A 24,169-nucleotide genomic window follows, 5' to 3' on the forward strand; every position below is an offset into this window, starting at 1 on the left:
CCGGTGTGCCCCGCCCGGCGGAGCGGCTCAGAAGAGGGTGGCCTCCTCGGGTCCGTCCAGCTCGGTCAGCAGTTCGGGGCCGTTGTTGCGGACGTTGCTGACCGCGGTGGACACCGGGTGGGCGCGCACCAGTCCGGGCGGGGGAGGGGCGAGCAGGGGACGCACCTCGTCCGGGTGGGTGCGGCCGGGGTCGAGCCAGGCGTCCCAGCGGTCCGGGGTGAGCATCAGCGGCATCCGGGGGTGGATGTCGGCGAGGGAGGTCGGGCCCTCGGCGGGGGCCTCGGCCAACGGGGTGGTCTCCGCCTCGGTGGTCACCACGGCGCAGGTCGCCCACCACGCCCGCGGGTGGTCGTCGGGGAGCGTCCGGTCGCGCCAGAACTCGTACAGCCCGGCCATCGCGAACACCGACCCGTCCGCCGGGGTCACGAAGTACGGCTGCTTGCGGGGGCGCTTGCGGCGGCCCTCCACTTCCAGGTCCCGCTCGGCGGCCCCGGTCACCCACTCGTAGTAGCCGTCGGCGGGCACCAGACAGCGGCGGGCGGCGAAGGGCCGGCGGAACGAGGGCTTCTCGTGCACGGTCTCGGCCCGTGCGTTGATCATGCGGGCGGCGCCTTCGGGCGTCTTCGCCCAGGACGGGACGAGTCCCCAGGTCAGTCGTCGCAACTGGCGAACCGGACGCGGGTCGCCGGCGTCCTTCACAGGGCGGTCCAGTACGACGTGGACCTCCTTGGTGGGGGCCACGTTCCAATCCGGGGCGAGCGCCTCCTCGGGGTCCCACCACTCGATCCCGAAGGTGGTCACCAGGTCCTCGGGGCCACGACTCGCCGCATACCGTCCGCACATGCGTGCCACACTGCCAGACCGACGCCCGGCCGAGGGAGCCGCTCCGACCATGAACCCGCTCGCCAACGCCAGCCCCACGGACCTGTGGGACCGGGTCACCGGCATCCAGCCGGAGCCGGACACCTGGGTCGTGGTCGCCACCGCCCTCGCCGCCCTGGCGGTGGTCGTCTGGCCCCCGCTGTGGCGGCTGTCCCGCAACGCCGTCACCATCGCGCACGAGGGCGGCCACGGACTGGTGGCCCTGGCCACCGGCCGCAGTCTGGAGGGCATCCGGCTGCACTCGGACACCTCCGGACTGACCGTCAGCCGGGGCAGGCCCACCGGCCTCGGCATGATCCTCACGGCCGCCGCCGGGTACACCGCGCCCCCGCTGCTGGGCCTCGGCGGTGCCGCGCTGCTCGGCGCCGGCCGCATCACCCTGCTGCTGTGGCTGGCCACCGCCCTGCTGCTGGCGCTGCTGGTGATGGTCCGCAACGCCTACGGGGTGCTCACCGTGGTGCTGGCCTGCGGCACCTTCCTCCTGGTCTCCTGGGTGGCCGGGCCCCAGGTGCAGGCCGCCTTCGCGTACGCGGTCGTCTGGTTCCTGCTGTGGGGCGGCGTGCGTCCGGCCTTCGAGCTCCAGGCCAAGCGGCGCCGGGGCGGGGCCGCCGACTCGGACGCCGACCAGCTCGCCCGGCTGACCAACGTCCCGCCCGCGCTGTGGCTCTTCCTCTTCCATGCGGTGTCCCTGTGCTCGTTGATAGGGGGCACTCGCTGGTTGCTCCACCTGTGACGTGCCGCTCGTCGCCGCCGGGCGCCGCAGCCGCGAGGATGGCGCGGTGACCGCTGACCGTTCGCAGAACGTCCCCACCGCCCAGGGCGAGGCCCGGATCCACTGGCACCGGGCCGACCGTCCCCAGCGGGTGCTCGCGCTGGGCCACGGCGCGGGCGCCGGCACCGCCACCCGTGACCTGCTGGCCCTGGCCGGGGAACTGCCCCGCTCGGGCACCACCGTCGCCCTGGTCGAGCAGCCCTGGCGGGTCGCCGGCAAGAAGCTGGCCCCCGCCCCGAAGAGCCTGGACGCCGCCTGGCGGGAGCTGTGGCCCGTGCTCGTCGCCGAGGGGCCGCCGGTGATCGCGGGCGGCCGGAGCGCCGGGGCGCGGGTCGCCTGCCGCACGGCGCACGCGCTGGGCGCACGGGCCGTGCTGGCGTTGGCCTTCCCGCTGCACCCGCCGGGCCGGCCGGAGCGCTCCCGGGCCGACGAACTGCTGGGCACCGGGGTGCCGACGCTGGTGGTCCAGGGGGCGAACGACCCCTTCGGACGCCCCGACGAGTTCCCGGACGGCCCCTACGACCTGGTCGGGGTCCCGCACGGCGACCACTCCTTCGCGGTGGCCAAACGGGCTCCGGTCACCCCCGAGGAGGCGGTGCGGGTCCTGGTCGACGCGGTCACGGCCTGGCTGCCCCGGGTCCGCTGAGCCGCTTCCCGGCCCGTTCCACCGGTCGGGAATGCCGGGCGCCCGGGCGCTGTTGACACCAGCGAACGGCACACGTGCCTCCGGAGCACCCGGGGCACCCGCCGCTCGGCAGGTCGGAGCAGGGAACGTCAGGGAAGCCCCCGGGAGCGCAGTGCGCACCCCGGGGCAACGCCACGGGAATGGGGAGAGCGTCGCATGGGTTCGATCACGCACCCGAGCCGCAGCGGTACCGCCGGACTGGCTTGGTCGGTACTGCCGTCGCCGAGGGGCGCCGACCCCCGCCCGACGGGGGCGCCGGAGCTCTCGCTGACCCCGGGGACCCCGCCGCTCGCGCCGCTGGTCCCGTCCCGCCGGACCGCCCCCGCGGGCCGCGGTCGACTATTCTCCGAAGCGAACGGGGCCGCACCGGGCTCCGGAACGGCGCTTGAGGAGGTGGGTCCGGTCACTGGGACCGACGCGGGGACCGACGACGGCCATCAGGAGCCGCCCGGGCGGTCCGAGGAGACGGCGACGGAGCGCAACGCCCGGTTCGAGCGCGATGCGCTCGGCTTCCTCGACCAGATGTACTCGGCGGCGCTGCGCATGACGCGCAATCCGGCCGACGCCGAGGACCTGGTGCAGGAGACGTACGCCAAGGCGTACGCGTCGTTCCACCAGTTCCGTGAGGGCACCAACCTCAAGGCGTGGCTGTACCGCATCCTGACGAACACCTTCATCAACTCCTACCGCAAGAAGCAGCGGGAGCCCCAGCGCAGCGCCGCCGAGGAGATCGAGGACTGGCAGCTCGCGCGCGCGGAGTCCCACATGTCCACCGGTCTGCGCTCCGCCGAGTCGCAGGCCCTGGACCACCTGCCGGACTCGGACGTGAAGCAGGCGCTCCAGGCCATCCCCGAGGAGTTCCGCATCGCGGTCTACCTGGCGGACGTCGAGGGCTTTGCGTACAAGGAGATCGCGGACATCATGGGGACTCCCATCGGTACGGTCATGTCCCGGTTGCACCGGGGCCGTCGCCAACTGCGCGGCATGCTGGAGGACTACGCGCGCGAGCGCGGGCTCGTCCCGGCCGGTGCCGGAGAGGCGAACGAAGCGAAAGGCTCGGGCTCATGAGCTGCGGAGAGCCGCACGAGACGGACTGCACCGAGGTGCTCGACCACCTGTACGAGTACCTGGACCGGGAGATGCCCGAGGGCGACTGCACCAAGTTCGAGGTGCACTTCGAGGAGTGCTCCCCGTGCCTGGAGAAGTACGGGCTCGAACAGGCGGTGAAGAAGCTGGTCAAGCGGTGCTGCGGACACGACGACGTCCCCAGCGACCTCCGGTCCAAGGTCATGGGCCGGATCGAGTTGATCCGCTCCGGCGAGACCGTGACCGAGCCCCTGTCCGGATCGCTGCCCGACCAGGACGCCAAGCCCTCCCCCGAGGGCGTCTGACCCCGGTACGCCCCGCGGGTCCACATCCCGCTCTGCTGCGCAAGAGCACGGCGTGATATCACCCGAACGTGCTAATCCCTCGGTGGGAGCCCCGGCGAATCCCGCATTACCGCTCGTCCGCCACCCCCGGCCCCCTATTCTCCGTGGCCTGTGACGGGGCGGCCCGGCCCTGACGGCCGGGCCCGGGGGAGGAGCGGTGGATGGGGTCGTCGACACCCGTCGCGGGTCGGGCGTACGTGTACGGCCTGACCTGCCTGGCGGTCCTCTGCGCGGCGCCCGGGCTCACCGTCCCCGTGCACGACCCGCATCCGGCGGGCGGTCCGCTCACGGTCGTGGTCCTGCTCGCCCTGCTGTACGCGGGCAGCGAAGCGGTCCCGTACGGGCCCGCCCGGGACCGCCGGGTGCCCCCGGGCACCGGCGCCTTCTACCCGGTGCTCCTTGCCGGAGCGTTTCTGCTGTCCCCGGCCGCCGCCGCCCTCGTGGCGGTGCCCGGCGCACTGGTCCGCCGCCCCGAACGGCACCCGGCCGGCCTCCGCCGCTGCTGGGCCGCGGCCCGGCTGACCCTGGCGACCTGGGCCGCGGCCCGGGTCCACCACCTCCTCGGCGGCCCCGCCGCCCTCGGCGCGGTGTCCGGGCCCGACGTCCCCGGGGCGCTGCTGCCCGTCGCCGGCGCCGTCACCGCCTTCTGCGCCGTGCTCGCCCTGCTCGACGGCGGGGTGCTCGCCCTCGCCGAACGGGTCCCGGCCCGGCGGGCCTGGCGCGGACGGTTCCTGCCCACCCTCGCCCCCGCCAGCGTGCACGGCCTGGTCGGGCTGATGATGGCGGTGCTGTGGCGCAGCCCGTACGGGCCGGTGGCCGCCCTGCTGGTGCTGCTGCCGATGTACGTGTCCTGCTGGTCGTTCGCCCAGTACCACCGCGAACGCGCCGCCCACCAGGCCACCGTCCGGGCCCTGGTGCAGGCCGTGGACCTCAAGGACGGCTACACCCGGGGCCACAGCGAACGCGTCGGCCGGGCCAGCGTCCTGATCGCCCGCGAACTCGGCCTGGACGACGCCCGGGTGGAGACCCTGCGCCTGGCAGGCATCCTGCACGACGTCGGCAAACTCGGCGTCCCCACCCGCTTGTTGCGCAAGGACGGCCCCCTCACCCCCCAGGAGCGCCGGGTGATCGAACTGCACCCCGAGTACGGGCACGAGATGACCCGGGGCATCGGCTTCCTCGGCGAGGCCCGGGCGGCCATCCTCCACCACCACGAGCGCGTCGACGGCAGCGGCTACCCGTACGGGCTCGTCGGCGACCGGATACCCGAGTGCGCCCGGGTGGTGGCCGTCGCCGACGCCTTCGACGCGATGACCTCCACCCGCTCCTACCGCCGCGCCCGCCCGGTGTCCACCGCGGTCGCCGAACTGGAACGGTGCGCGGGCGCCCAGTTCGACCCCCGGATGGTCGCCGCCCTGGCCCGGGCGCTCGCCCGGCACGGCTGGCACCCGGAGGTGACCGCGGACGACCCGCCCGTCCCCCCGCCCCGGTCCCCGCCCGGCGAGGTCCCGCCCTTCCGGAGCGCCCGGTGACCGCGCCGCGCCGCCCGGGCCGCACCGGCGTCCTGGTGCTCGCCGCCGCCGTGCTGTCCGGCCTCTGGGGCATCGGCGGCACGCTGGCGCACGGGGTGCAGGAACCCGGCACCGCCCTGGCCTTCGGCGTGCTGATCGCCGTCGGCGAGCTGGTCCGTTCGCGCGCGGCGGTGGAGGGCGAACGGGAGACCGCGCCGCTGGCCTCGGCCGGGGCCCTGGCCTACGCGCTGCTCGGCGAGAACGCCGGCGCGGCCACCCACCACGGGGTCGCCCAGGTGGTCGCGGTGACGGTGACCGCGGGGCTGCTCGGCGGGGTGCCGCACCTGCTCGCGGGGCGTGGACCCGACCCGGTCGACATCGCGCGCCGGGTGCTCAGCGTCGCGTTCGCCGCGACCTGCTTCCAACCCCCGTACAACTCCGGCGCCCTCGCCGAACTGGTGGACCCCGGGCCGTGGTACGCGCTCTGGATCGTCGGGGTGCTGGTGGCGACCGGGCTGTGCGACGCGGTGGTGGCCACCGCACTGGCCCGGTCCCGGACCGGCTGGCCGTTCGGCCCGCTGCTCCGCGACGAACTGCGGGCCATGGCGCGGATCGGCTCGGCGGTCTGCGCGACCGGCGCGGTCATGGCGCTCACCGCCGCCGTCGCGGGGCTGTGGGCGCTGCCGGTGTTCGCGCTGCCGCTGCTGCTGGCCCAGCTCTCGCTGCACCGCTGCGCCGGGGTGCGGCGCACCTACCGGCAGACGATCGCCTCGCTCGCCCGGGCCACCGAGGTCGCCGGTCACACCCCGCACGGGCACGCCCACCGGGTGGCGGCGCTGAGCTTGGCGATGGGCCGTGAGCTGGGGCTCTCGCAGGCCGAGCGGACGGCCCTGGAGTACGCGGCGCTGATGCACGACATCGGCCAGCTCTCGCTGGTGGACCCGGTGGAGGGCGGCGCCACCGCCTCGCTGCCGGCGTGGCGGCAACGGCGGATCGCCCAGCTGGGCGGCGCGGTCGTGCGACAGACGGGCGTGGCCGTGAAGGTGGCGCTGATCGTGGAGGCGCAGGCCGACCCCTACCGGGAGCAGCCGCTCAGCGCGCGGATCGTCCGCACCGCCAACGCGTACGACGAGATGGTGCGCACCGCCGGAGCCGGGGGTGCGCTCGCCGCCCTGGAGCGGCTGCGGCTGGCGACCGGCCGGGACCACCATCCGGAGGTGGTCGCCGCCCTGGCCCGGGTGCTGGCCAGGGCCACCGCCACGGCCGCCGGGGGACCGACCGGGGCCGGCCGGGTAACCCATCGGTAAGGAGCGGCCGTGAGACCGGTCGTGGTTGGATGCGAAGGGAACGGCCGGAACGCTCGGTACGGCCCTGGCCCGGGCTCGGGTGGCACCGGCGATCCGGGGAAGGAGCCGGGTGGGGTCGGGCCGCGCGGCGCCGGCCCGATCGGAGCAGGACCGGAAGGACGGGCGAAGGCGCTGCGGGAAGGGTGTCCCGGGGCGGCTGGCCCTGGCAGGGTGGGGTCGGGGCGCACGTCCGCGCCCCCGTGAGGACGGCAGGCGGGAATCGTGAGGATCTTCGGCAAGGGACGGCACCGGCCCTCCGCGTCCTGGCGGCAGGCCACGGACCGGGCGTTCACGCTCATCGGTGACGGTCGTTACGAGGACGCCGGAGCCTTGTTGACCCGGGCCGCCGACCTGGAGCCCTGGCTCTCGGAGTCCTGGTTCAACCTGGCCCTGCTGCACAAGTTCCGGCACGACTGGGAGCAGGCCCGGGCCGCCGGGCTGCGGGCGGTCGCCCTGCTGGACCGGGAGACCGGGGCGCCCGACTGGTGGAACGTGGGCATCGCGGCGACGGCCCTCCAGGACTGGCCGCTGGCCCGGCGGGCCTGGCAGGCGTACGGACTGAAGGTGCCGGGGCGGTCCGGGGCGGCGGGCGAGCCGGTCGGCATGGAACTGGGCAGCGCCGCGGTCCGGCTCTCGCCGGAGGGCGAGGCCGAGGTGGTGTGGGGACGGCGGCTGGACCCGGCCCGGCTGGAGGTGCTGTCGATCCCGCTGCCCTCGTCGGGGCGGCGCTGGGGCGAGGTCGTCCTGCACGACGGGGTCCCGCACGGGGAGCGCACCACGGAGGCGGGGCACGCCTACCCCGTCTTCGACGAGATCGAGCTCTGGGCGCCCTCGCCGGTGCCGACCTGGGTGGTCCTGCTGGAAGCGGAGGGCGAGGAGGACCGGGACGCCCTGGAGCGGCTCGCGGCCGACGCCGGCTACGCCGCCGAGGACTGGTCCTCGTCGGTGCGGCTGCTGTGCCGGACGTGCTCCGAGAGCCGGATGCCCAGCGACGAGGGCGACGGCGAGCACCTGGACCCGCACGACCACAGCGAACCCGGTCAGCCCGGCCCGCTGGGCCACCGCACGGCCGGGCGCAGTTGGGTGCGCGAGCGGGAGTGCGGGATCGCGGCGCCCGCCCCGATGGTCCGCGGGTTGCTGGACGGTTGGGTCGCCGACAGCCCGGACACCCGGGACTGGCGCGACCTGGAAGAGGTGTGCTGACCGGCTCCCCCTCTCCCGGCACCCGCGGCGGGCGACCCGTCCGGGCGTGCCGTGGGGCGCCGTAGGGTGGGTGCCGGCAGTCGCCCGGTTCCGGACGTCCCGCCGGGGGGTGTCCCGGGTGGACCGGCGCCGGGCCCTTGAGACACCGAGGAAGGCGTACGGCGGACATGTCCCAGCAGGACGAGCAGCAACACGGCGGAGTGCTCCCCGTGGACGACGAGGGTTTCGTCATCGACACGGCGCAGTGCGCGGAGCGCGAGGCGGCCTACCGCGAGCGGGGCACGTCCCGTCCGATCACGGTGGTGGGCAATCCGGTGCTGCACAAGGAGTGCAAGGACGTCACGGCCTTCGACGACGAGCTGGCCCGGCTCGTGGACGACATGTTCGCCAGCCAGCGCACCGCGGAGGGCGTGGGCCTCGCCGCCAACCAGATCGGCGTGGACCTCAAGGTCTTCGTGTACGACTGCATGGACGACGAGGGCACCCGGCACGTGGGCGTGGTGTGCAACCCGGTGCTCCGGGAGCTGCCGGCGGACCAGCGGGTGCTCGACAGCTCCAACGAGGGGTGCCTCTCGGTGCCGACGGCCTACGCCGAACTGGCCCGCCCGGACTACGCGGTGGTGACCGGACAGGACGAGACGGGGCACCCCGTGACCGTCCGTGGGCACGGCTACTTCGCCCGGTGCCTCCAGCACGAGACGGACCACCTCTACGGCCACCTCTACATCGACCGTCTGTCCAAGCGGGACCGTAAGGACGCGCTGCGCCAGATGGAGGAGGGCACCCCCCGCTACCCCGTGGTGGCCAACCCCTGATCGTCTACGGGGGGCGTCACTCGAACGAGGGATGAGCCGGCCCGTGCCCTCGGACCGATGAGGTCCTCGCACGGAGGCGTGCCCGCCCGTCTTCCCTTGTGATTAAAGGGGCTCCAGGGTTTCGGGAGAACTCCCAAGCCTGGTGATGGGCTCATATGACCGCGCAATGATCGCGCACCAACGGCGTCCGGCCGGGATACGCTCCCGCCGGGCGCCGTGCTTGTGCGCCGTCATGCGCCCCTTAGCGCCCGGGTCACGTGCGATCCAAATTCAGTCACGTATGGGGATGTTCTCGGCAGCTTGGGACGGTGAACGGAGTAAGTCTGTTCCCACCCCGGTCAGTCGTGGTGCTGAATGGAAAGTGCGCGGGGATGCGCGACGGCGCGGTGCGGAGCACCATAGTGCGCCCTACCGTGTGGCAAGGCCGACTGAGAGGGGACGTTCGTGCCTGCTTTCTTCCACAGCGCTACGTCGACGAAGACGCAGATCGCTGTTCCGCCAGCACTGGCACTTCCGCTGATCGAGGACCGGTTTCCCCGGCAGCTGCACCCGCATTGGCCGGACCTCCAAGCCGCGACGCGCACCTGGCTTCTGGAAAAGGAGCTGATGCCGCCCGAGAAGGTCGCGCGGTATGCGGACGGGTTGCGCTACACCGATCTCATGGCCGGGTACTACCTCGGTGCGCCCGTGGATGTGCTCCAGGCAATTGCCGATTACAGTGCGTGGTTCTTCGTCTGGGACGACCGCCACGACCGGGACGTGGTCCACCGGCGCAGCGCCGCCTGGACCCGGCTCCGCGACCAACTGCACGTGGCCCTGGACGCACCCTGGCACCACCTGAGCCACCCGGACGCATTGGTCGCGGCCTTTGCCGACAGCATGGTCCGCTTGTACTCCTTCCTGGGCGAGCGGTGGAACGCGCGTTTCGCCGGACACTTCCACGAAGTGATCGAGGCGTACGACGTCGAATTCCGAAACCGCATGACCGGACGGGTCCCCAGGGTCGCCGAATACCTGGAACTCCGACGCCTCACTTTCGCCCATTGGATCTGGCTGGACCTCCTGGAACCAACAGCACGCTACGAGATACCGCAGCACATTCGCGAACATCCGGCCTATCAGCGGGCCGGACTTTCCTGCCAGGACTTCGCCGCCTGGTACAACGACCTCTGCTCCTTGCCCAAGGAAATCGCGGGAGACGAACACCACAACCTCGGGATCAGTCTCATCCGACATGAGGGGATGACCCTGGAGGACGCGGTGACCGAGGTTCGGAGAAGGGTCGGCGACTGCGTGACGGATTTCATCGAAGCCGAAAAGGAGGTGAACGTTCTGGTGCGGGAACTGAGGGACGGCACCTGGCGCGGTGAACCCCTGGCGGACGCCGTGGAACTCAGTGTGTCGAACATGCGGAACTGGATCAGCTCGGTGTACTGGTTCCACCACGAGTCGGGGCGCTACCAGGTCGACAGTTGGGCCGACCGCTCCACGCCCCCCTACGTCAACGACCAACCGGCGGCGTGCGCCCCCCGCCCCGAGCGGTCGAAACGGGTCAAGCGGGCCAAGCGCAAGGGGGGTTCCCGATGACCGACCGCCGCGCCCCCGCCACCGCGGAACACCGGCGCACGGTGCCGGCCGCACCCCCCTTCGCCAAGGGCGGCGCACCCCTGCTCGGGCACGCCTGGAACCTGGTGCGCGACCCGCTGGGCTTCCTCTCCGGACTGCGCGCCAGCGGGGACCTGGTGCGCATCCGGCTCGGTCCGCGCCAGGCGTACGCGGTGTGCGACCCGGCGCTCGTCGCCACGCTCCTGAAGAGCCCGGACTTCGCGGTCGGCGGTCCGCTGTGGGACACCATGGAGCTCCTCATCGGCAAGGGCGTCGCCACCAGCAACGGACGGGTCCATCGACGGCAGCGACGGATGATCCAACCCGCCTTCCGCATCGACCGGATCGCCGAGCACGCCCGGGTGATGGAGGAGGAGGCCCGGGCGATGGCGGGGCGGTGGCGGCCCGGCGCCACCGTCGACCTCGGGGAGGAGGTGTTCCGGGTCGCGGTGCGGATCGTGGCCCGCTCGCTGATGCACGTGGACTCGATCGACGAACGGGCGGAGCGGCTCAGCGGATCGCTGCACACCGTCTTCGGCGGGCTGTACCGCCGGATGGTCCTGTCGGCGGGGCCGTTCTACCGCATCCCCCTTCCGGCCCACCGTCGGTTCGAGGACGCATTGGCCGATCTCCACCGACTGGTCGACGAGATCATCGCGGAGCGGCGCGAATCGGCCATGGACCGCGAGGACTTGCTGACCGCTTTGTTGGCGGCAAAGGACGAGAACGGTGAAGCCCTCACCGAACAAGAGGTTCACGACCAGACCGTTTCGCTCCTCGTGGCGGGAGCGGAAAACGTCGCCTCGACACTGATGTGGACCTTTCAACTGTTGGCCGAACACCCCGCAGAGGAAAGCCGAATCCGCACCGAGGTCCGGGAGGTCACCGAAGGCCGGCCGGTCGATTTCGGCGATCTGCCCCGCCTGTCGCACACCCGGAATGTCATCACCGAGGCGATGCGGGTGCGCCCCGCCGTGTGGATATTGACCCGGCGCGCGGTGGCCGATTCCACACTCGGTGGCTATCGCATTCCGGCCGGTGCGGACATCGTGTACAGCCCGTATGCGATGCAACGCGATCCGCGGGCCTTCGTCCGGCACCTGGAGTTCGACCCGGACCGTTGGCTCCCCGAGCGGACCCCCGAAGCGGGCCGGCGGGCGATGATGCCGTTCGGCACCGGCAACCGCAAGTGCCCCGGCGACCACTTCAGCATGGCCGAGATGACGATCGTCCTGGCCACCATCGCCCCGCGATGGCGTTTCGTCGCGCTCCGTGAGACCGACGCGGAGCCCCGCATCGGCATCACGCTCCAGCCGCGCCGACTGAAGGTGCGCGCGGTGCCGCTGAGCGGGTCCTGAACCCCCGCCCCGCCGGCCGCGAGCGGCCGGTGGCCGGCCAGGTCCCGGGCCGGTCACCGGGGCCGCACGCCGCGCGGCCCGGCCACCCCGAGGGGCGACCGGGCCGAGGACCGGACGGGAGGGCCGTCAGAAGTCGTCGTCGAAGCCGACGGTGCCCTCCACCGCCACCTGGTAGGCGGAGGGGCGGCGCTCGAAGAAGTTCGTCAGCTCCTGGACGCCCTGGAGCTCCATGAACGCGAACGGGTTCTCCGAGCCGTAGATCGGGGCGAAGCCCAGCCGCTGGAGGCGCTGGTCGGCCACGCACTCCAGGTACTGCCGCATCGACTCGGTGTTCATGCCTGGCAGGCCGTCCCCGCACAGGTCGCGACCGAACTGGAGCTCCGCCTCGACCGCCTCCTTCAGCATGTCGGTGACCTGCTGCTGGAGGGCGTCGTCGAACAGCTCCGGCTCCTCCTTGCGGACCGTGTCGACGACCTCGAAGGCGAAGTTCATGTGCATCGTCTCGTCCCGGAACACCCAGTTGGTGCCGGTGGCGAGGCCGTGCAGCAGACCGCGGGAGCGGAACCAGTAGACGTAGGCGAACGCCCCGTAGAAGAAGAGGCCCTCGATGCAGGCGGCGAAGCAGATCAGGTTGAGCAGGAACCGGCGGCGGTCGGCCTGGGTCTCCAGCCGGTCCAGCTTCTCCACCGAGTCCATCCACCGGAAGCAGAACTCGGCCTTCTCACGGATGGAGGGGATGTTCTCCACCGCGGCGAAGGCGGCGGCCCGGTCCTCCGGATCGGGCAGGTAGGTGTCCAGCAGCGTCAGGTAGAACTGGACGTGCACCGCCTCCTCGAAGAGCTGCCGCGACAGGTACAGCCGCGCCTCGGGGGAGTTGATGTGCTTGTACAGCGTCAGGACCAGGTTGTTCGCGACGATCGAGTCGCCCGTCGCGAAGAACGCCACCAGGCGCCCGATCATGTGCTGCTCGCCCGGGCTCAGCTTGGCCAGGTCGGCGACGTCCGAGTGGAGGTCGACCTCCTCGACGGTCCAGGTGTTCTTGATGGCGTCGCGGTAGCGCTCGTAGAAGTCCGGGTAGCGCATCGGACGCAGCGTCAGCTCGAAGCCGGGGTCCAGCAGGTTCTGGACCCGCCCGCCGCCGGCGGACTGGGTGGGGATCGTCATTACTGGCACGCCTCGCAGGACTCGGGGTTCTCCAGGGAGCAGGCGATCGCGTCGGTGTCCGGCGCGTCCTGCTGCACGGGGAGGGGGGAGGGGGACGCGGTGGGCTCGGCGACCGGGGCACCGGCCGCGCGGGCGATCCGGGTGGCCGGACGGGACCGCAGGTAGTACGTGGTCTTCAGGCCCGACTTCCACGCGTAGGCGTACATCGAGCTGAGCTTGCCGATGGTCGGCGTCTCCAGGAACAGGTTCAGCGACTGCGACTGGTCCAGGAACGGGGTGCGGGCGGCGGCCATGTCGATCAGGCCGCGCTGCGGGATCTCCCACGCGGTGCGGTACAGCGCCCGCACCTCCTCGGGGACCCACGGGAAGTCCTGCACCGAGCCGCTGGCCTCGCGCAGCGCCTCCCGGGTCCGGGCGTCCCACACGCCGAGGTCCTTCAGGTCGCGCACCAGGTACGAGTTGACCTGGAGGAACTCCCCGCTGAGCGTCTCGCGCTTGAACAGGTTGGACACCTGCGGCTCGATGCACTCGTAGACGCCGGCGATGGAGGCGATGGTGGCGGTCGGGGCGATCGCCAGCAGCAGCGAGTTGCGCATCCCGGTGGTGGCGATCCGCTCGCGCAGCTTCGCCCACCGCTCGGGCCAGTGCAGTTCGACCCCGTAGTGGTCGGGGTGCAGCACGCCGCGGGCGGTGCGGGTCTTCTCCCAGGCGGGGAAGGTGCCGGCGCGCTCGGCGAGGTCGGCGGACGCCTCGTAGGCGGTCAGCATGATCCGCTCGGCGAGCCGGGTCGACAGGGCGTGGGCCTCGGCGGAGTCGAAGGGCAGCCGCAGCCGGAAGAACACGTCCTGGAGGCCCATGGCCCCCAGACCCACCGGCCGCCAGCGGGAGTTGGAGCGGCCGGCCTGCTCGGTCGGGTAGAAGTTGATGTCCACGACCCGGTCGAGGAAGGTCACCGCGGTCCGCACGGTGGCGTCCAGCCGCTCCCAGTCGATGGCCTGGTCGGCCGGGGTGCCCGGGGCGCCCACGACGAACGCGCCCAGGTTGACCGAGCCGAGGTTGCACACCGCGGTCTCGCCGTCGTCCGTGACCTCCAGGATCTCCGTGCAGAGGTTGGAGGAGTGGACGGTGTGGCCGGGCTCCGCGGTCTGGTTGGCGGTGCGGTTGGAGGCGTCCTTGAACGTCATCCAGCCGTTGCCGGTCTGGGCCAGGGTGCGCATCATCCGGCCGTACAGGTCCCGCGCCGGCATGGTCTTGCGGGCCAGCCCCGCGGCCTCCGCCGCGCGGTAGGCGGTGTCGAACGCGTCGCCCCACAGGTCGACCAGCTCGGGCACGTCGGAGGGGGAGAACAACGACCACGGGCCGTCCTCGGCGACCCGCCGCATGAACTCGTCGGGCACCCAGTGCGCCAGGTTGAGGTTGTGGGTGCGCCGGGCGTCCTCGCCGGTGTTGTCCCGCAGCTCCAGGAACTCCTCGATGTCGGAGTGCCAGGTCTCCAGGTAGACCGCCGCCGCGCCCTTGCGCCGTCCGCCCTGGTTGACCGCGGCCACCGAGGCGTCCAGGGTCTTGAGGAAGGGCACGATGCCGTTGGAGTGGCCGTTGGTGCCGCGGATCAGCGAACCGCGCGAGCGGATGCGGGAGTACGACAGGCCGATGCCGCCGGCGTGCTTCGACAGCCGGGCCACCTGGTGGTAGCGGTCGTAGAGGGAGTCCAGCTCGTCCTTGGGGGAGTCCAGCAGGTAGCAGGAGGACATCTGCGGGTGCCGGGTGCCGGAGTTGAACAGCGTCGGCGAGGAGGGCAGGTAGTCGAGGCGGCTCATCAGGCCGTAGAGCGCCGCGACCTCGTCCACCGCGCGGGTGCTGTCGTCCTCGGCGAGCCCGCAGCCCACGCGCAGCAGGAAGTGCTGGGGGGTCTCGATCACCTTGCGGGTGTGCGGGTGGCGCAGCAGGTAGCGGCTGTGCAGGGTGCGCAGTCCGAAGTAGCCGAAGCGGTCGTCGGCGTCCTGGTCGACCAGGGCGTCCAGGCGCTCGGCGTGCCGGGCGACGAAGTCCGCGGTCCGGTCGGCGATGAGCCCCTCGCGGTGGCCGGTGGCGACCGACTCGGTGAAGGTGCGCACCCCCTGCGAGGCGGCTTCGGCGGCGATGGAGAGGGTGAGCAGCCGGGCGGCGAGCCGGGAGTAGGCGGGGTCCTCGGAGATGAGTCCGGCGGCGGCCTCGGTGGCGAGTTCGCGCAGTTCGGCCTCGTCGGCGCGGGCGGACCGGCCGCGCAGCGCGGCGGCGGCGACCCGGCCGGGGTCGGCGTCGGGGAGGTCGGCGGTGAGGTCGGTCAGGGTCCGCAGCAGCGCGGTCCCCGGGCCGTCGGTCTGCTCGGCCCGGTTCCCCGGGGCGCCTTGGTCTGCGGACCGCTCGTTCGCAGGAGCCCGATCGACGGTTGACGCCGGATCGGCTGGCGCGATCGTCACGTGAAGCTCTCCCTCGCTCGGCACGGGCCTGACGGGGAAGCGGGCGCGGGCACGCGGACGTGCCCGCCGAAGGCGGTCCGCCGCGTCCACCGGCCCAGTCCACGAGGCCCGGACGTCTCATCTCCACCCGGACCGGTCGGAACGGGTGCGCCACCAGCAGGTCATCGGACTGCTGGGTGTGCGAAAGCACACCGAATACACCGTTGCGGGACAGTTCCGGATTCGCACCGGATTCCCCTGGGGTGGCGGCGAGCATGAGCATACATCTTGTGTTGGGTCCCGATGCTGAGCCCACATCTTGTGTCTGTGTGGCGCACGGCACGTAGGTGGCGAGGACCCTCGGGGCGGTGCGGCACGGCTCGAACACGGCCCCGGGGCGCGGCCGTCGGGGCCGCTCGCGGGGCGTGGCGGGGGCGGGGAGGGGCGCTCGTCGGATGCGGGGTGTCCGGCGGTGACGGGTGCGCCGCGGTGCGTCGTGGCGCCGCCTCGCGGGGCCACCCGTCCGCCGTCGGATTCCCGTGGTGGTCACGCCGGGTGAGCGGTCGGGGGCGGTCTGAAAGTGGCGGCAGAGGTCCAGACAACATCCCCGCAACCGGGGTTCGTGGTCGGCCCTACGCCATTCGACGGGCCGTCGTCCAGCCTGTGGTGCGAGGTTCCTGGGACAGGAGGGGGAGGGGTGTCGGGTGCCCGAAGAGGCCCGTCCGTCCCGTTCCTCCGGTGCTCCGGAGCGGACGCGCCGGTGCCCCGGCGGGCTCGGGAACGGCCCGCCGGGGCACCGGGGTGCGCGGGGTCAGTCCTGGGGGCGCTTGAGCCGGGCCACGAACTTGTAGCGGTCGCCGCGGTAGACCGAGCGCACCCACTCCACGGGACGTCCCTCGCCGTCCACGGAGTGGCGGGAGAGCATCAGCATCGGCAGGCCCACGTCCGTGCTGAGCAGGCCGGCTTCGCGCGGGGTGGCGAGCGAGGTCTCGATGGTCTCCTCGGCCTCGGCCAGGTGGATGCCGTAGACCTCGGCCAACGCCGTGTACAGGGAGGTGTACTTGACCAGGGACCGGCGCAGCGCGGGGAAGCGCTTGGCGGACAGGTGCGTGGTCTCGATGGCCATCGGCTCGCCGCTGGCCAGCCGGAGCCGCTCGATCCGCAGCACCCGCCCGCCGGCCGTGATGTCGAGCAGCTCCGCGAGCCGGTCGTCGGCGGTGACGTACCCGACGTCGAGCAGCTGGGAGGTGGGCTCCAGCCCCTGGGCCCGCATGTCCTCGGTGTAGGAGGTGAGCTGGAGCGCCTGCGCCACCTTGGGCTTGGCGACGAAGGTCCCCTTGCCCTGGATGCGCTCCAGTCGACCCTCGACCACCAGTTCCTGGAGCGCCTGGCGTACCGTGGTGCGGGAGGTGTCGAACTCTGCGGCGAGTGTCCGCTCCGGTGGGACCGGGCTACCCGGTGCCAGCGTGTCGGTCATGTCGAGCAGGTGTTTCTTCAGCCGGTAGTACTTCGGCACGCGTGCGGTGCGGCCCGTTGTTGCCGTTTCCGTCGCCGCGGACGTACCCATCCGGGTAACCTCGCTGGCCATCGTCCGCCTTTCCGGCTGTCGTGCTGCTGCCGCCACCGGCTCCTCCGTCTGTAGCGGCTCACATCGTGACACGGCGTGCCCGGAGTGAGCCGAGCCCCCTCAGGTGTCGGTCCGATAACGGACGTGACAGCCCTTCTTATACACCCTTGACACCCCTAAAGGTCTAGGCCAAGCTCCGGGTACTGGTCTACACCATTAAAGGCCAGGTCCCAGTCCCACGTGCAGTTTCTCGCGTAGTCATTCGCTGTGGGTGTGGGGGGTAGGCATCCTGAGGAGGGTGACGTGAAGCGCAAGCTCATTGCGGCCATCGGTGTCGCGGGCATGGTGTTCTCGGTCGCGGCGTGCGGCAGCGACAAGGACGAGGACAAGAAGGGCTCCGGCGACTCGAAGAAGGGCGGGACGATCACCGTCTGGTCCATGGACGGGTCGACGCCTGACGCCTGGAAGTCGGCCGTCGCGGCCGACTTCGAGAAGAAGACCGGTGCGAAGGTCAAGTTCGAGACCCAGGTCTGGAACGGCATCCAGCAGAAGATCACCACCGCGCTCTCCGAGTCCTCGCCGCCGGACGTCATCGAGGTCGGCAACACCCAGACCCCCGCCTACGCCGCCACCGAGGGCCTCGCCGAGCTGGGCGACCTGAAGAGCGAGATCGGTGCGGACTGGACCCCGGCGCTCAACCAGTCGGCCATCTACAACGGCAAGCAGTACGCCGCGCCGTGGTACGTCACCAACCGCGTGGTCCTCTACAACAAGAAGATCTGGGCCGAGGCCGGTCTGAAGGACACGCCCAAGACGCGTGACGAGTTCTTCAAGGCGCTCGACACCATCAAGGAGAAGACCAAGGCCGAGCCGATGTACATGGCCGGTCAGAACTGGTACTTCTTCGACGGTCTGACCATCGGCAAGGGTGCCGACCTGGTGAAGAAGGAAGGCGACAAGTACGTCTCCAACCTGTCCGACCCGAAGGTCGGCGAGGCCATGGAGCTGTACAAGAAGTACGCCTCCTACTCCAAGGCCCCCAAGGACAAGGACGAGGCCACCCCGCAGCAGGCGGACGTCTTCGCCAAGGGCAAGGTCGCGACCTTCATCGGCACCCCGTCCGAGGCCGGCATCGCCACCAAGGCCAACCCGGCCATCGCCAAGGACATCGGCTACTTCGCCATCCCGGGCGACACGGCCGACAAGCTGGAGGGCGTGTTCCTCGGCGGCTCGAACCTGGTGGTCCCCGCGGGCAGCAAGAACCAGGAGCTGGCCAAGGAGTTCCTGAAGATCGCGTTCGCCGACGAGCACCAGATCGCCTTCGCCAAGCTGCAGGGCTACACGCCGAACAAGGAGTCCCTGCTCCCCAAGATCAAGGGCGCGAACCTTGGTCTCGACGAGGCGTCCAAGGGCGCTTCGTTCGGTGGCACCACCCCGCTGATTCCGGAGTGGGCCGCGGTCGAGAACGTCCCGAACCCGATCAAGGACTACATGACCGCCGTCCTGAACGGTAAGTCGCACGCCGACGCCGCGAAGGAAGCCGACAAGGAGATCAACGAGCGTCTCGCCAAGAAGAACTGACCCCACCGCGCCCGGCGGCGGCGGGCCCGGACCCAGTAGGACACCCGACGGGGTGACCTGAACAGAGGACCGGCCCGCCGCCTCCGGGCGCACCGGTGTGCGCTCCGACGGCGGGGCGACACCAGCATCGAGTACGTACAGCCAAGGAAGAGACGGCGACGACGATGTCAGTGCAGACAGAACAAGCGGACGCGGGCGGGGTGTCCGGCGTCCACAAGGGCGAGGCGCCACCGCCTCGCGGCGCGGGGAGCGCCACCAGGAACGACGGGGGCGGCCAGAGACGGCCACGGCAGAGTGGTTCGCTCATCCCCTACCTGTTGCTGCTGCCGGCGATGATCGTCACCATCGTGCTGCTCGGCTGGCCGCTGGTGAAGAACGGCATGCTGTCGTTCCAGAACCTCAACGCCAAGCAACTGATCCTCCACCTCACCGAGTGGAACGGGATCAAGAACTACACGGAGACGCTGAGCAACAACGACTTCTGGAACGTCGTCCTCCGCTCGTTCTTCTTCACGGTGGCCAACGTCACCCTGATCATGGTGCTCGGCACCCTGGTCGGTCTGCTCCTCGCCCGCCTGGGCAAGCGGATGCGGGTCGTGCTGATGCTGGCCCTGGTGCTCGCCTGGGCCATGCCGATCATCGCGGCCACCACGGTCTTCCAGTGGCTGTTCGCGCAGCGCTTCGGCGTGGTCAACTACCTCCTGGTCCAGCTGGGCTTCGAGGGCATGGCCGACCACAACTGGCTCGGCACCCAGTTCTCCACCTTCGCGGTGGTGACGCTGGTGATCGTCTGGATGTCGATCCCGTTCGTGGCGATCAACCTCTACGCGGCCACCACCACCATCCCCAAGGAGCTGTACGAGGCCGCGGCGCTCGACGGCGCCGACTCCTGGAAGATCTTCCGGACGGTGACCTTCCCGTTCCTGAAGCCCTTCCTGTGGGCCACGCTCTTCCTCGAAGTCATCTGGGTGTTCAAGTCCTTCGCCCAGATCTTCGCCATCAACCAGGGCGGACCCAACCGCTCGACCGAGACCCTCCCCGTGTACGCGTACATCGAGGGCTTCGGCAACCAGCACTTCGGCATGGGCGCGGCGATCTCGATCCTCACGATCCTGATCCTGCTGCTGCTCACCTCCTACTACCTGCGCACGGTGCTCAAGCAAGAGGAGGACGAGCTGTGAAGAGCTCCTTCCTGGGTCGGGTCTGGCCCAACGCCACGGCGGCCCTCCTCGTCGGGGTCTTCGTCTTCCCCGTCTACTGGATGTTCTCCACGGCCTTCAAGGAGGCCAAGGACATCGTCACGGACACCCCGATGTGGTTCCCGACGAGTCCGACGTTCCAGCACTTCAAGACCGCGACCGAGGCCGAGGGCTTCTGGACGCTGCTGCGCAACTCCCTGCTGGTCACGACCATCGCGGTCACCCTCTCCCTGCTCATCGCGCTCTTCGCGTCCTTCGCGCTCGCCCGGATGCGGTTCAAGGGGCGGCGCGGCTTCATCCTCGCGGTCATGATCGCGCAGATGGCGCCCTGGGAGGTCATGGTCATCGCGATCTACCTGATCGTGCGTGACGCGGAGATGCTGAACAGCCTGGTGCCGCTGACCATCTTCTACATGGTCATGGTGCTGCCCTTCACCATCCTGACGCTGCGCGGCTACGTGGCCGCGGTGCCCAAGGAGTTGGAGGAGTCCGCCATGGTCGACGGCTGCACCCGTCCGCAGGCGTTCATCAAGGTGATCTTCCCGCTGCTGGCCCCCGGTCTGATGGCGACCTCGCTGTTCGGCTTCGTCACGGCGTGGAACGAGTTCTCGATGATCCTGGTCCTCAACAAGGACCTCGAAGCCCAGACCCTGCCGATCTGGCTGACCAGCTTCCGGACCACCTTCGGCGACGACTGGGGCGCCACCATGGCGGCCTCCACCATCTTCGCCATCCCGGTCCTGGTCCTGTTCGTCTTCCTCCAGCGCAAGGCAGTCAGCGGCCTCACCGAAGGCGCAGTGAAGGGATAGCACCCGATGACGACGCTTGCTTCCACCGACGTCCTCACCAAGGACGCGCTCACCGTCCTCCAGCCCGGCTTCCCCGGCACCAGTGCACCCGACTGGCTGCTGCGCAGGCTCGGCGAAGGGCTCGCCTCCGTCGGGCTGTTCGGCCGGAACATCCACACGGCCGACCAGCTGGCGGCGCTCACCGCCCAGTTGCGGGCCGAGCGGGACGACGTCCTGGTCGCCATCGACGAGGAGGGCGGTGACGTCACCCGCCTCGAAGTACGGGACGGCTCCTCCTTCCCGGGCAACCTCGCCCTCGGGGCGATCGACGACGTCGACCTGACCCGTGCGGTCGCCCACGAGCTGGGCCGCCGCCTCGCCGAGTGCGGGGTCAACCTCAACTGGGCGCCGTCCGCGGACGTCAACGCCAACCCCGACAACCCGGTCATCGGCGTGCGGGCCTTCGGGGCCGACACCGACCTGGTGGGGCGGCACACCGCCGCCTACGTCGAGGGCCTCCAGGCCGCCGGGGTCGCCGCGTGCACCAAGCACTTCCCCGGCCACGGCGACACCGCGGTCGACTCGCACCACGCGCTGCCCCGCATCGACGTGGACCTGGAGACCCTGCGCGCCCGTGACCTGCCGCCGTTCCTCGCGGCCATCGCGGCCGGCTCCCGGTCCGTGATGAGCGCCCACATCCTGGTGCCGGCGCTCGACCCCGAGCGTCCCGCCACGCTCTCCCGCCGCATCCTCACGGGTCTGCTGCGCGAGGAGCTCGGCTACGACGGCCTGATCGTCACCGACGGCATGGAGATGCAGGCCATCGCCGGCACGTACGGCATCGAGCGCGGCAGCGTGATGGCCATCGCGGCCGGCGCCGACGCGATCTGCGTGGGCGGCGGGCTCAACGACGAGGACACCGTGCTGCGGCTGCGCGACGCGCTCGTCGCCGCCGTGCGCACCGGTGACCTCGCCGAGGAGCGGCTCGCCGACGCGGCGGCCCGGGTGCGGGCGCTGGCCGCCTGGACGGCCTCCGCCGCCCGGGCCACCGAGGCCCGCACCGACATCGGCCTGGTCGCCGCCCGGCGCGCCCTGACCGTCACCCGCGGCGAGGGCTACACCGGCCCGGTCACCGGGGCGCCGTTCGTGGCCTCGTTCCCGCCGGTCGCCAACATCGCGGTCGGCGACGAGACCCCCTGGGGCCTCGTCGGCGAGCTCCGCAAGCTGCTTCCCGGTACCGAGGGCGAGGGCTTCACCGGGGACACGGCGGGCGAAGCGGCGCTGAAGGCCGCCGGGGACCGGCGGATCGTCGCCGTGGTCCGCGACGCGCACCGCCACCCGTGGATGCGCGAGGCCCTCGGCACCCTGATCGCCGCCCGGCCGGACACGGTCGTGGTGGAGATGGGCGTGCCGCGGTCGACCCCGGTCGGCTCGCTGTACGTGGCCACCCACGGTGCCGCACGGGTGTGCGGTACGGCCGCCGCCGAGGCGCTGACCGCCACCCACTGATAGACCAGACCCCCGTGCCGAGTTGGGGCTCGGCACGGGGGCCTGTTCCACGTTCCGCACCGGATGCGGAAAGAGGCGTCGGGCGCCCCCCTCCGAGGGGGGGCGCCCGACGCCTCTTGGTGCGGGTGGCCGCCGGCGGCTCAGATGCCCTGCCAGGCGGGCTTGTTGGCGTAGGCGTGCCGGAAGTAGTCGGCCAGCCTCAGCTTCGAGGCGGCGGCCTCGTCCACCACGACCGTGGCGTGCGGGTGCAGTTGCAGCGCCGAGGCGGGGCACACCGAGGCCACCGGCCCCTCGACGGTCGCGGCGACCGCCTCCGCCTTGCCCGCGCCGGTGGCGAGCAGCACCAGGTGGCGGGCGTCCAGGATGGTCCCGATGCCCTGGGTGATCACGTGGTGCGGCACCTGGTCGATGTCGTCGTCGAAGAACCGGGCGTTGTCGACGCGGGTCTGCTCGGTGAGCGTCTTGATCCGGGTGCGCGAAGCGAGCGAGGAGCAGGGCTCGTTGAAGCCGATGTGCCCGTCGGTGCCGATGCCGAGCAACTGGAGGTCCACGCCCCCGGCGGCGGTCAGCGCGGCCTCGTAGGAGGCGCAGGCTGCGGCGACGTCCTCGGCGGTGCCGTCGGGCCCGAGGAACGCCTCGGCGTTGATGCCGAGCGGCTCCAGCACCTCCTTGCGCAGCACCGAGCGGTAGGACTCGGGGTGGTCGGCGGGCAGACCGACGTACTCGTCAAGCTGGGCTATCCGGGCCCGCCCGACCTCCACCGCACCGGCCCGCACCTTCGCCTCCAGCGCGCGGTAGACGGGGAGCGGGGTGGAACCGGTGGCGACGCCGAGCACCGCGTCCGGCTTGCGGCGCAGCAGCGCCGCCATGGCCTCGGCGATGAGCTCGCCGCCTGCCGCCGCGTCGGGGACGATCACAACTTCCACGCTGGGCCTGCCGATCTGGAGAACGAACACGGACGGAACCACGATAGTGGTATAGACCAATCTAGCAGAAGTGCCCGGTCGCACGGGGGGCGAGCGGATGCGCCGCGGCGCGACCACGGCCGGAGCCGGGGAGCACCACGCCCCCCTGGACAGGCGCCCAGGGCGCTGGGGGAGTGGAATGGGAGGGGGCCCCACCCGCCCCGGAAGCCCGCCCGCCGGAGGGAGCCCGCATGACCGCCACCCCCGTCCCCGACCCCCAGCGCGAGCGGCCCGGCCGGATCATGTCCCGCGAGATGGCGGAACAGCCCGCCGTGCTGCGCCGCATCCTCGACACCGGCGCCCCCGCCGTGCAACGGGTCGCCGAGCGGATCGCCGCCCGGCGCCCCCGCTTCGTCCTGCTCACCGCCCGCGGCACCTCCGACAACGCCGCGCTGTACGCCAAGTACCTGCTGGAGATCCGGCGCGGACTGCCCTGCGGGCTCACCTCGATGTCCACCACCACCGCCTACGGGGCCCGCCCCGACCTGCGCGACGTCCTCGTCATCACGGTCAGCCAGTCCGGCGGCTCGCCCGACCTGGTGGCCTCCACCCGGGCCGCCCGCGAGGCCGGCGCCCTCACCCTCGCCGTCACCAACAACCCGGACTCCGCCCTCGCGGCGGTCTCCGAGTTCCACCTGGACGTCCTGGCCGGCCCCGAACGCGCCCTGCCCGCCACCAAGACGTACACCGCCTCCCTGCTGACCCTGTACCTCTTCGTGGAGGGCCTCGCCGGCGCGGACGGGGGCGCCGCACTGCCCCTGCCGGAGTTGGCCGCCCGGCTGCTGGACCGGCAGGCGGAGGTCCGGGCGCTGGCCGCCCGCTACCGCTTCGCCGAACGCATGGTGATCACCTCCCGCGGCTACGGCTACCCCACCGCCAAGGAGGCCGCCCTCAAGCTCATGGAGACCAGCTACATCCCGGCCCTGTCCTACTCGGGCGCCGATCTGCTGCATGGCCCGCTGGCGATGGTCGACAACATCTCCCCGGTGATCGCCGTCGTCACCGCCGGCAAGGGCGGCGAGGCCCTGCAACCCGTCCTCGACCGGCTGCGGGGCCGCGGCGCCGACCTGGTGGTCGTCGGCCCGCGGGCCCAGGTGGAGGCCGCGTCCGCCGGGTTCGTGCTGCCCACCGAGGACGTGCCCGAGGAACTCCAGCCGGTCCTGGAGATCATCCCGCTGCAACTCCTCGCCCACGAGGTCACCCTCGCCCGCGGCCAGGACCCGGACGCCCCGCGCGCCCTCGCCAAGGTCACCGAGACCCGCTGACCGCCGCCGGTGCGGGGGCGCCCCGGGGCGGCAAACGTCCCCCGGATAGCGTCGCCCCCATGATCGAGCCGTCCCCGCCCGCCCGC

General features: G+C 71.8%; 20 protein-coding genes and 1 riboswitch. Of the genes, 15 read left to right on the top strand and 5 right to left on the bottom strand.

What is annotated here, in order from left to right; translation table 11 throughout:
* Positions 1-27 precede the first annotated feature (27 nt).
* Complete coding sequence (locus ACSMX9_RS20650; RefSeq protein WP_445395896.1) at positions 28-843, bottom strand: SOS response-associated peptidase; 816 nt, start codon at positions 841-843, stop codon at positions 28-30.
* A gap of 49 nt (positions 844-892) precedes the next feature.
* Between ACSMX9_RS20650 and ACSMX9_RS20655 the strand changes: the two genes are divergently transcribed.
* The 10 genes from ACSMX9_RS20655 to ACSMX9_RS20700 all read left to right on the top strand — a co-directional run bounded on the left by ACSMX9_RS20655 (position 893) and on the right by ACSMX9_RS20700 (position 11,607).
* Complete coding sequence (locus ACSMX9_RS20655; RefSeq protein WP_351248103.1) at positions 893-1,615, top strand: M50 family metallopeptidase; 723 nt, start codon at positions 893-895, stop codon at positions 1,613-1,615.
* 46 nt (positions 1,616-1,661) lie between these two features.
* Positions 1,662-2,300, top strand: a complete 639-nt coding sequence (locus ACSMX9_RS20660; RefSeq protein WP_445395898.1) for an alpha/beta hydrolase family protein — start codon at positions 1,662-1,664, stop codon at positions 2,298-2,300.
* Positions 2,301-2,732: 432 nt separating this feature from the next.
* Entirely contained in the window at positions 2,733-3,407 is a 675-nt protein-coding gene (locus ACSMX9_RS20665) for a sigma-70 family RNA polymerase sigma factor (RefSeq protein ID WP_445395900.1), read from the top strand.
* On the top strand, positions 3,404-3,730 hold the full coding sequence (gene rsrA / locus ACSMX9_RS20670; RefSeq protein WP_351248077.1) for a mycothiol system anti-sigma-R factor: 327 nt from the start codon (positions 3,404-3,406) through the stop codon (positions 3,728-3,730). The genes ACSMX9_RS20665 and rsrA overlap by 4 nt, the downstream gene beginning before the upstream one ends.
* Positions 3,731-3,930: 200 nt before the next feature.
* The gene (locus ACSMX9_RS20675) at positions 3,931-5,301 is read left to right on the top strand and encodes an HD-GYP domain-containing protein (RefSeq protein ID WP_445395902.1); all 1,371 of its coding nucleotides are present in this window, start codon (positions 3,931-3,933) and stop codon (positions 5,299-5,301) included.
* On the top strand, positions 5,298-6,587 hold the full coding sequence (locus ACSMX9_RS20680) for an HD-GYP domain-containing protein (RefSeq protein ID WP_445395904.1): 1,290 nt from the start codon (positions 5,298-5,300) through the stop codon (positions 6,585-6,587). The genes ACSMX9_RS20675 and ACSMX9_RS20680 overlap by 4 nt, the downstream gene beginning before the upstream one ends.
* A 261-nt stretch (positions 6,588-6,848) precedes the next feature.
* Positions 6,849-7,829 (top strand): tetratricopeptide repeat protein, encoded by a 981-nt coding sequence (locus ACSMX9_RS20685; protein WP_445395906.1) that lies wholly within the window; start codon positions 6,849-6,851, stop codon positions 7,827-7,829.
* Between the two features lie 167 nt (positions 7,830-7,996).
* Positions 7,997-8,644: a peptide deformylase gene (gene def, locus ACSMX9_RS20690; RefSeq protein WP_366116712.1), complete on the top strand. Its 648-nt coding sequence runs from the start codon at positions 7,997-7,999 to the stop codon at positions 8,642-8,644.
* 444 nt (positions 8,645-9,088) lie between these two features.
* Positions 9,089-10,231: an epi-isozizaene synthase gene (gene cyc1, locus ACSMX9_RS20695; RefSeq protein WP_445395908.1), complete on the top strand. Its 1,143-nt coding sequence runs from the start codon at positions 9,089-9,091 to the stop codon at positions 10,229-10,231.
* A complete protein-coding gene (locus tag ACSMX9_RS20700; protein ID WP_445395910.1) occupies positions 10,228-11,607 on the top strand; it encodes a bifunctional albaflavenone monooxygenase/terpene synthase in 1,380 nt (459 codons plus the stop codon). Before cyc1 ends, ACSMX9_RS20700 begins: the two co-directional genes overlap by 4 nt.
* Before the next feature lie 126 nt (positions 11,608-11,733).
* On the opposite strand, the gene ACSMX9_RS20705 is transcribed toward ACSMX9_RS20700, so the two are convergent.
* The 3 genes from ACSMX9_RS20705 to ACSMX9_RS20715 all read right to left on the bottom strand — a co-directional run bounded on the left by ACSMX9_RS20705 (position 11,734) and on the right by ACSMX9_RS20715 (position 16,776).
* Positions 11,734-12,771: a ribonucleotide-diphosphate reductase subunit beta gene (locus ACSMX9_RS20705; protein ID WP_351248065.1), complete on the bottom strand. Its 1,038-nt coding sequence runs from the start codon at positions 12,769-12,771 to the stop codon at positions 11,734-11,736.
* Positions 12,771-15,230: a ribonucleoside-diphosphate reductase subunit alpha gene (locus tag ACSMX9_RS20710; RefSeq protein ID WP_445395912.1), complete on the bottom strand. Its 2,460-nt coding sequence runs from the start codon at positions 15,228-15,230 to the stop codon at positions 12,771-12,773. Before ACSMX9_RS20710 ends, ACSMX9_RS20705 begins: the two co-directional genes overlap by 1 nt.
* A 138-nt stretch (positions 15,231-15,368) precedes the next feature.
* A riboswitch (cobalamin riboswitch) is annotated at positions 15,369-15,492 on the bottom strand.
* Positions 15,493-16,020: 528 nt separating this feature from the next.
* The gene (locus ACSMX9_RS20715; protein ID WP_445403049.1) at positions 16,021-16,776 is read right to left on the bottom strand and encodes a GntR family transcriptional regulator; all 756 of its coding nucleotides are present in this window, start codon (positions 16,774-16,776) and stop codon (positions 16,021-16,023) included.
* A gap of 303 nt (positions 16,777-17,079) precedes the next feature.
* Here ACSMX9_RS20715 and ACSMX9_RS20720 point away from each other — a divergent pair, with 303 nt between their 5' ends.
* From ACSMX9_RS20720 to ACSMX9_RS20735, 4 genes are all read left to right on the top strand, one after another.
* Positions 17,080-18,357, top strand: coding sequence for an extracellular solute-binding protein (locus tag ACSMX9_RS20720; RefSeq protein WP_445395914.1), 1,278 nt, complete (start codon positions 17,080-17,082; stop codon positions 18,355-18,357).
* A 164-nt stretch (positions 18,358-18,521) separates the two neighbouring features.
* Entirely contained in the window at positions 18,522-19,538 is a 1,017-nt protein-coding gene (locus tag ACSMX9_RS20725) for a carbohydrate ABC transporter permease (protein WP_351248056.1), read from the top strand.
* Entirely contained in the window at positions 19,535-20,365 is an 831-nt protein-coding gene (locus ACSMX9_RS20730) for a carbohydrate ABC transporter permease (RefSeq protein WP_445395916.1), read from the top strand. Before ACSMX9_RS20725 ends, ACSMX9_RS20730 begins: the two co-directional genes overlap by 4 nt.
* A gap of 6 nt (positions 20,366-20,371) precedes the next feature.
* Positions 20,372-21,853: a glycoside hydrolase family 3 protein gene (locus ACSMX9_RS20735; RefSeq protein ID WP_351248052.1), complete on the top strand. Its 1,482-nt coding sequence runs from the start codon at positions 20,372-20,374 to the stop codon at positions 21,851-21,853.
* A 140-nt stretch (positions 21,854-21,993) separates the two neighbouring features.
* Here ACSMX9_RS20735 and nagB read toward each other — a convergent pair whose 3' ends face one another.
* Complete coding sequence (gene nagB / locus ACSMX9_RS20740) at positions 21,994-22,779, bottom strand: glucosamine-6-phosphate deaminase (RefSeq protein WP_445403050.1); 786 nt, start codon at positions 22,777-22,779, stop codon at positions 21,994-21,996.
* A 230-nt stretch (positions 22,780-23,009) separates the two neighbouring features.
* Between nagB and ACSMX9_RS20745 the strand changes: the two genes are divergently transcribed.
* Positions 23,010-24,083, top strand: coding sequence for an SIS domain-containing protein (locus ACSMX9_RS20745; protein ID WP_445395918.1), 1,074 nt, complete (start codon positions 23,010-23,012; stop codon positions 24,081-24,083).
* The last annotated feature ends 86 nt before the right edge of the window (positions 24,084-24,169 follow it).

This window comes from Streptomyces sp. LE64 (assembly GCF_052606915.1).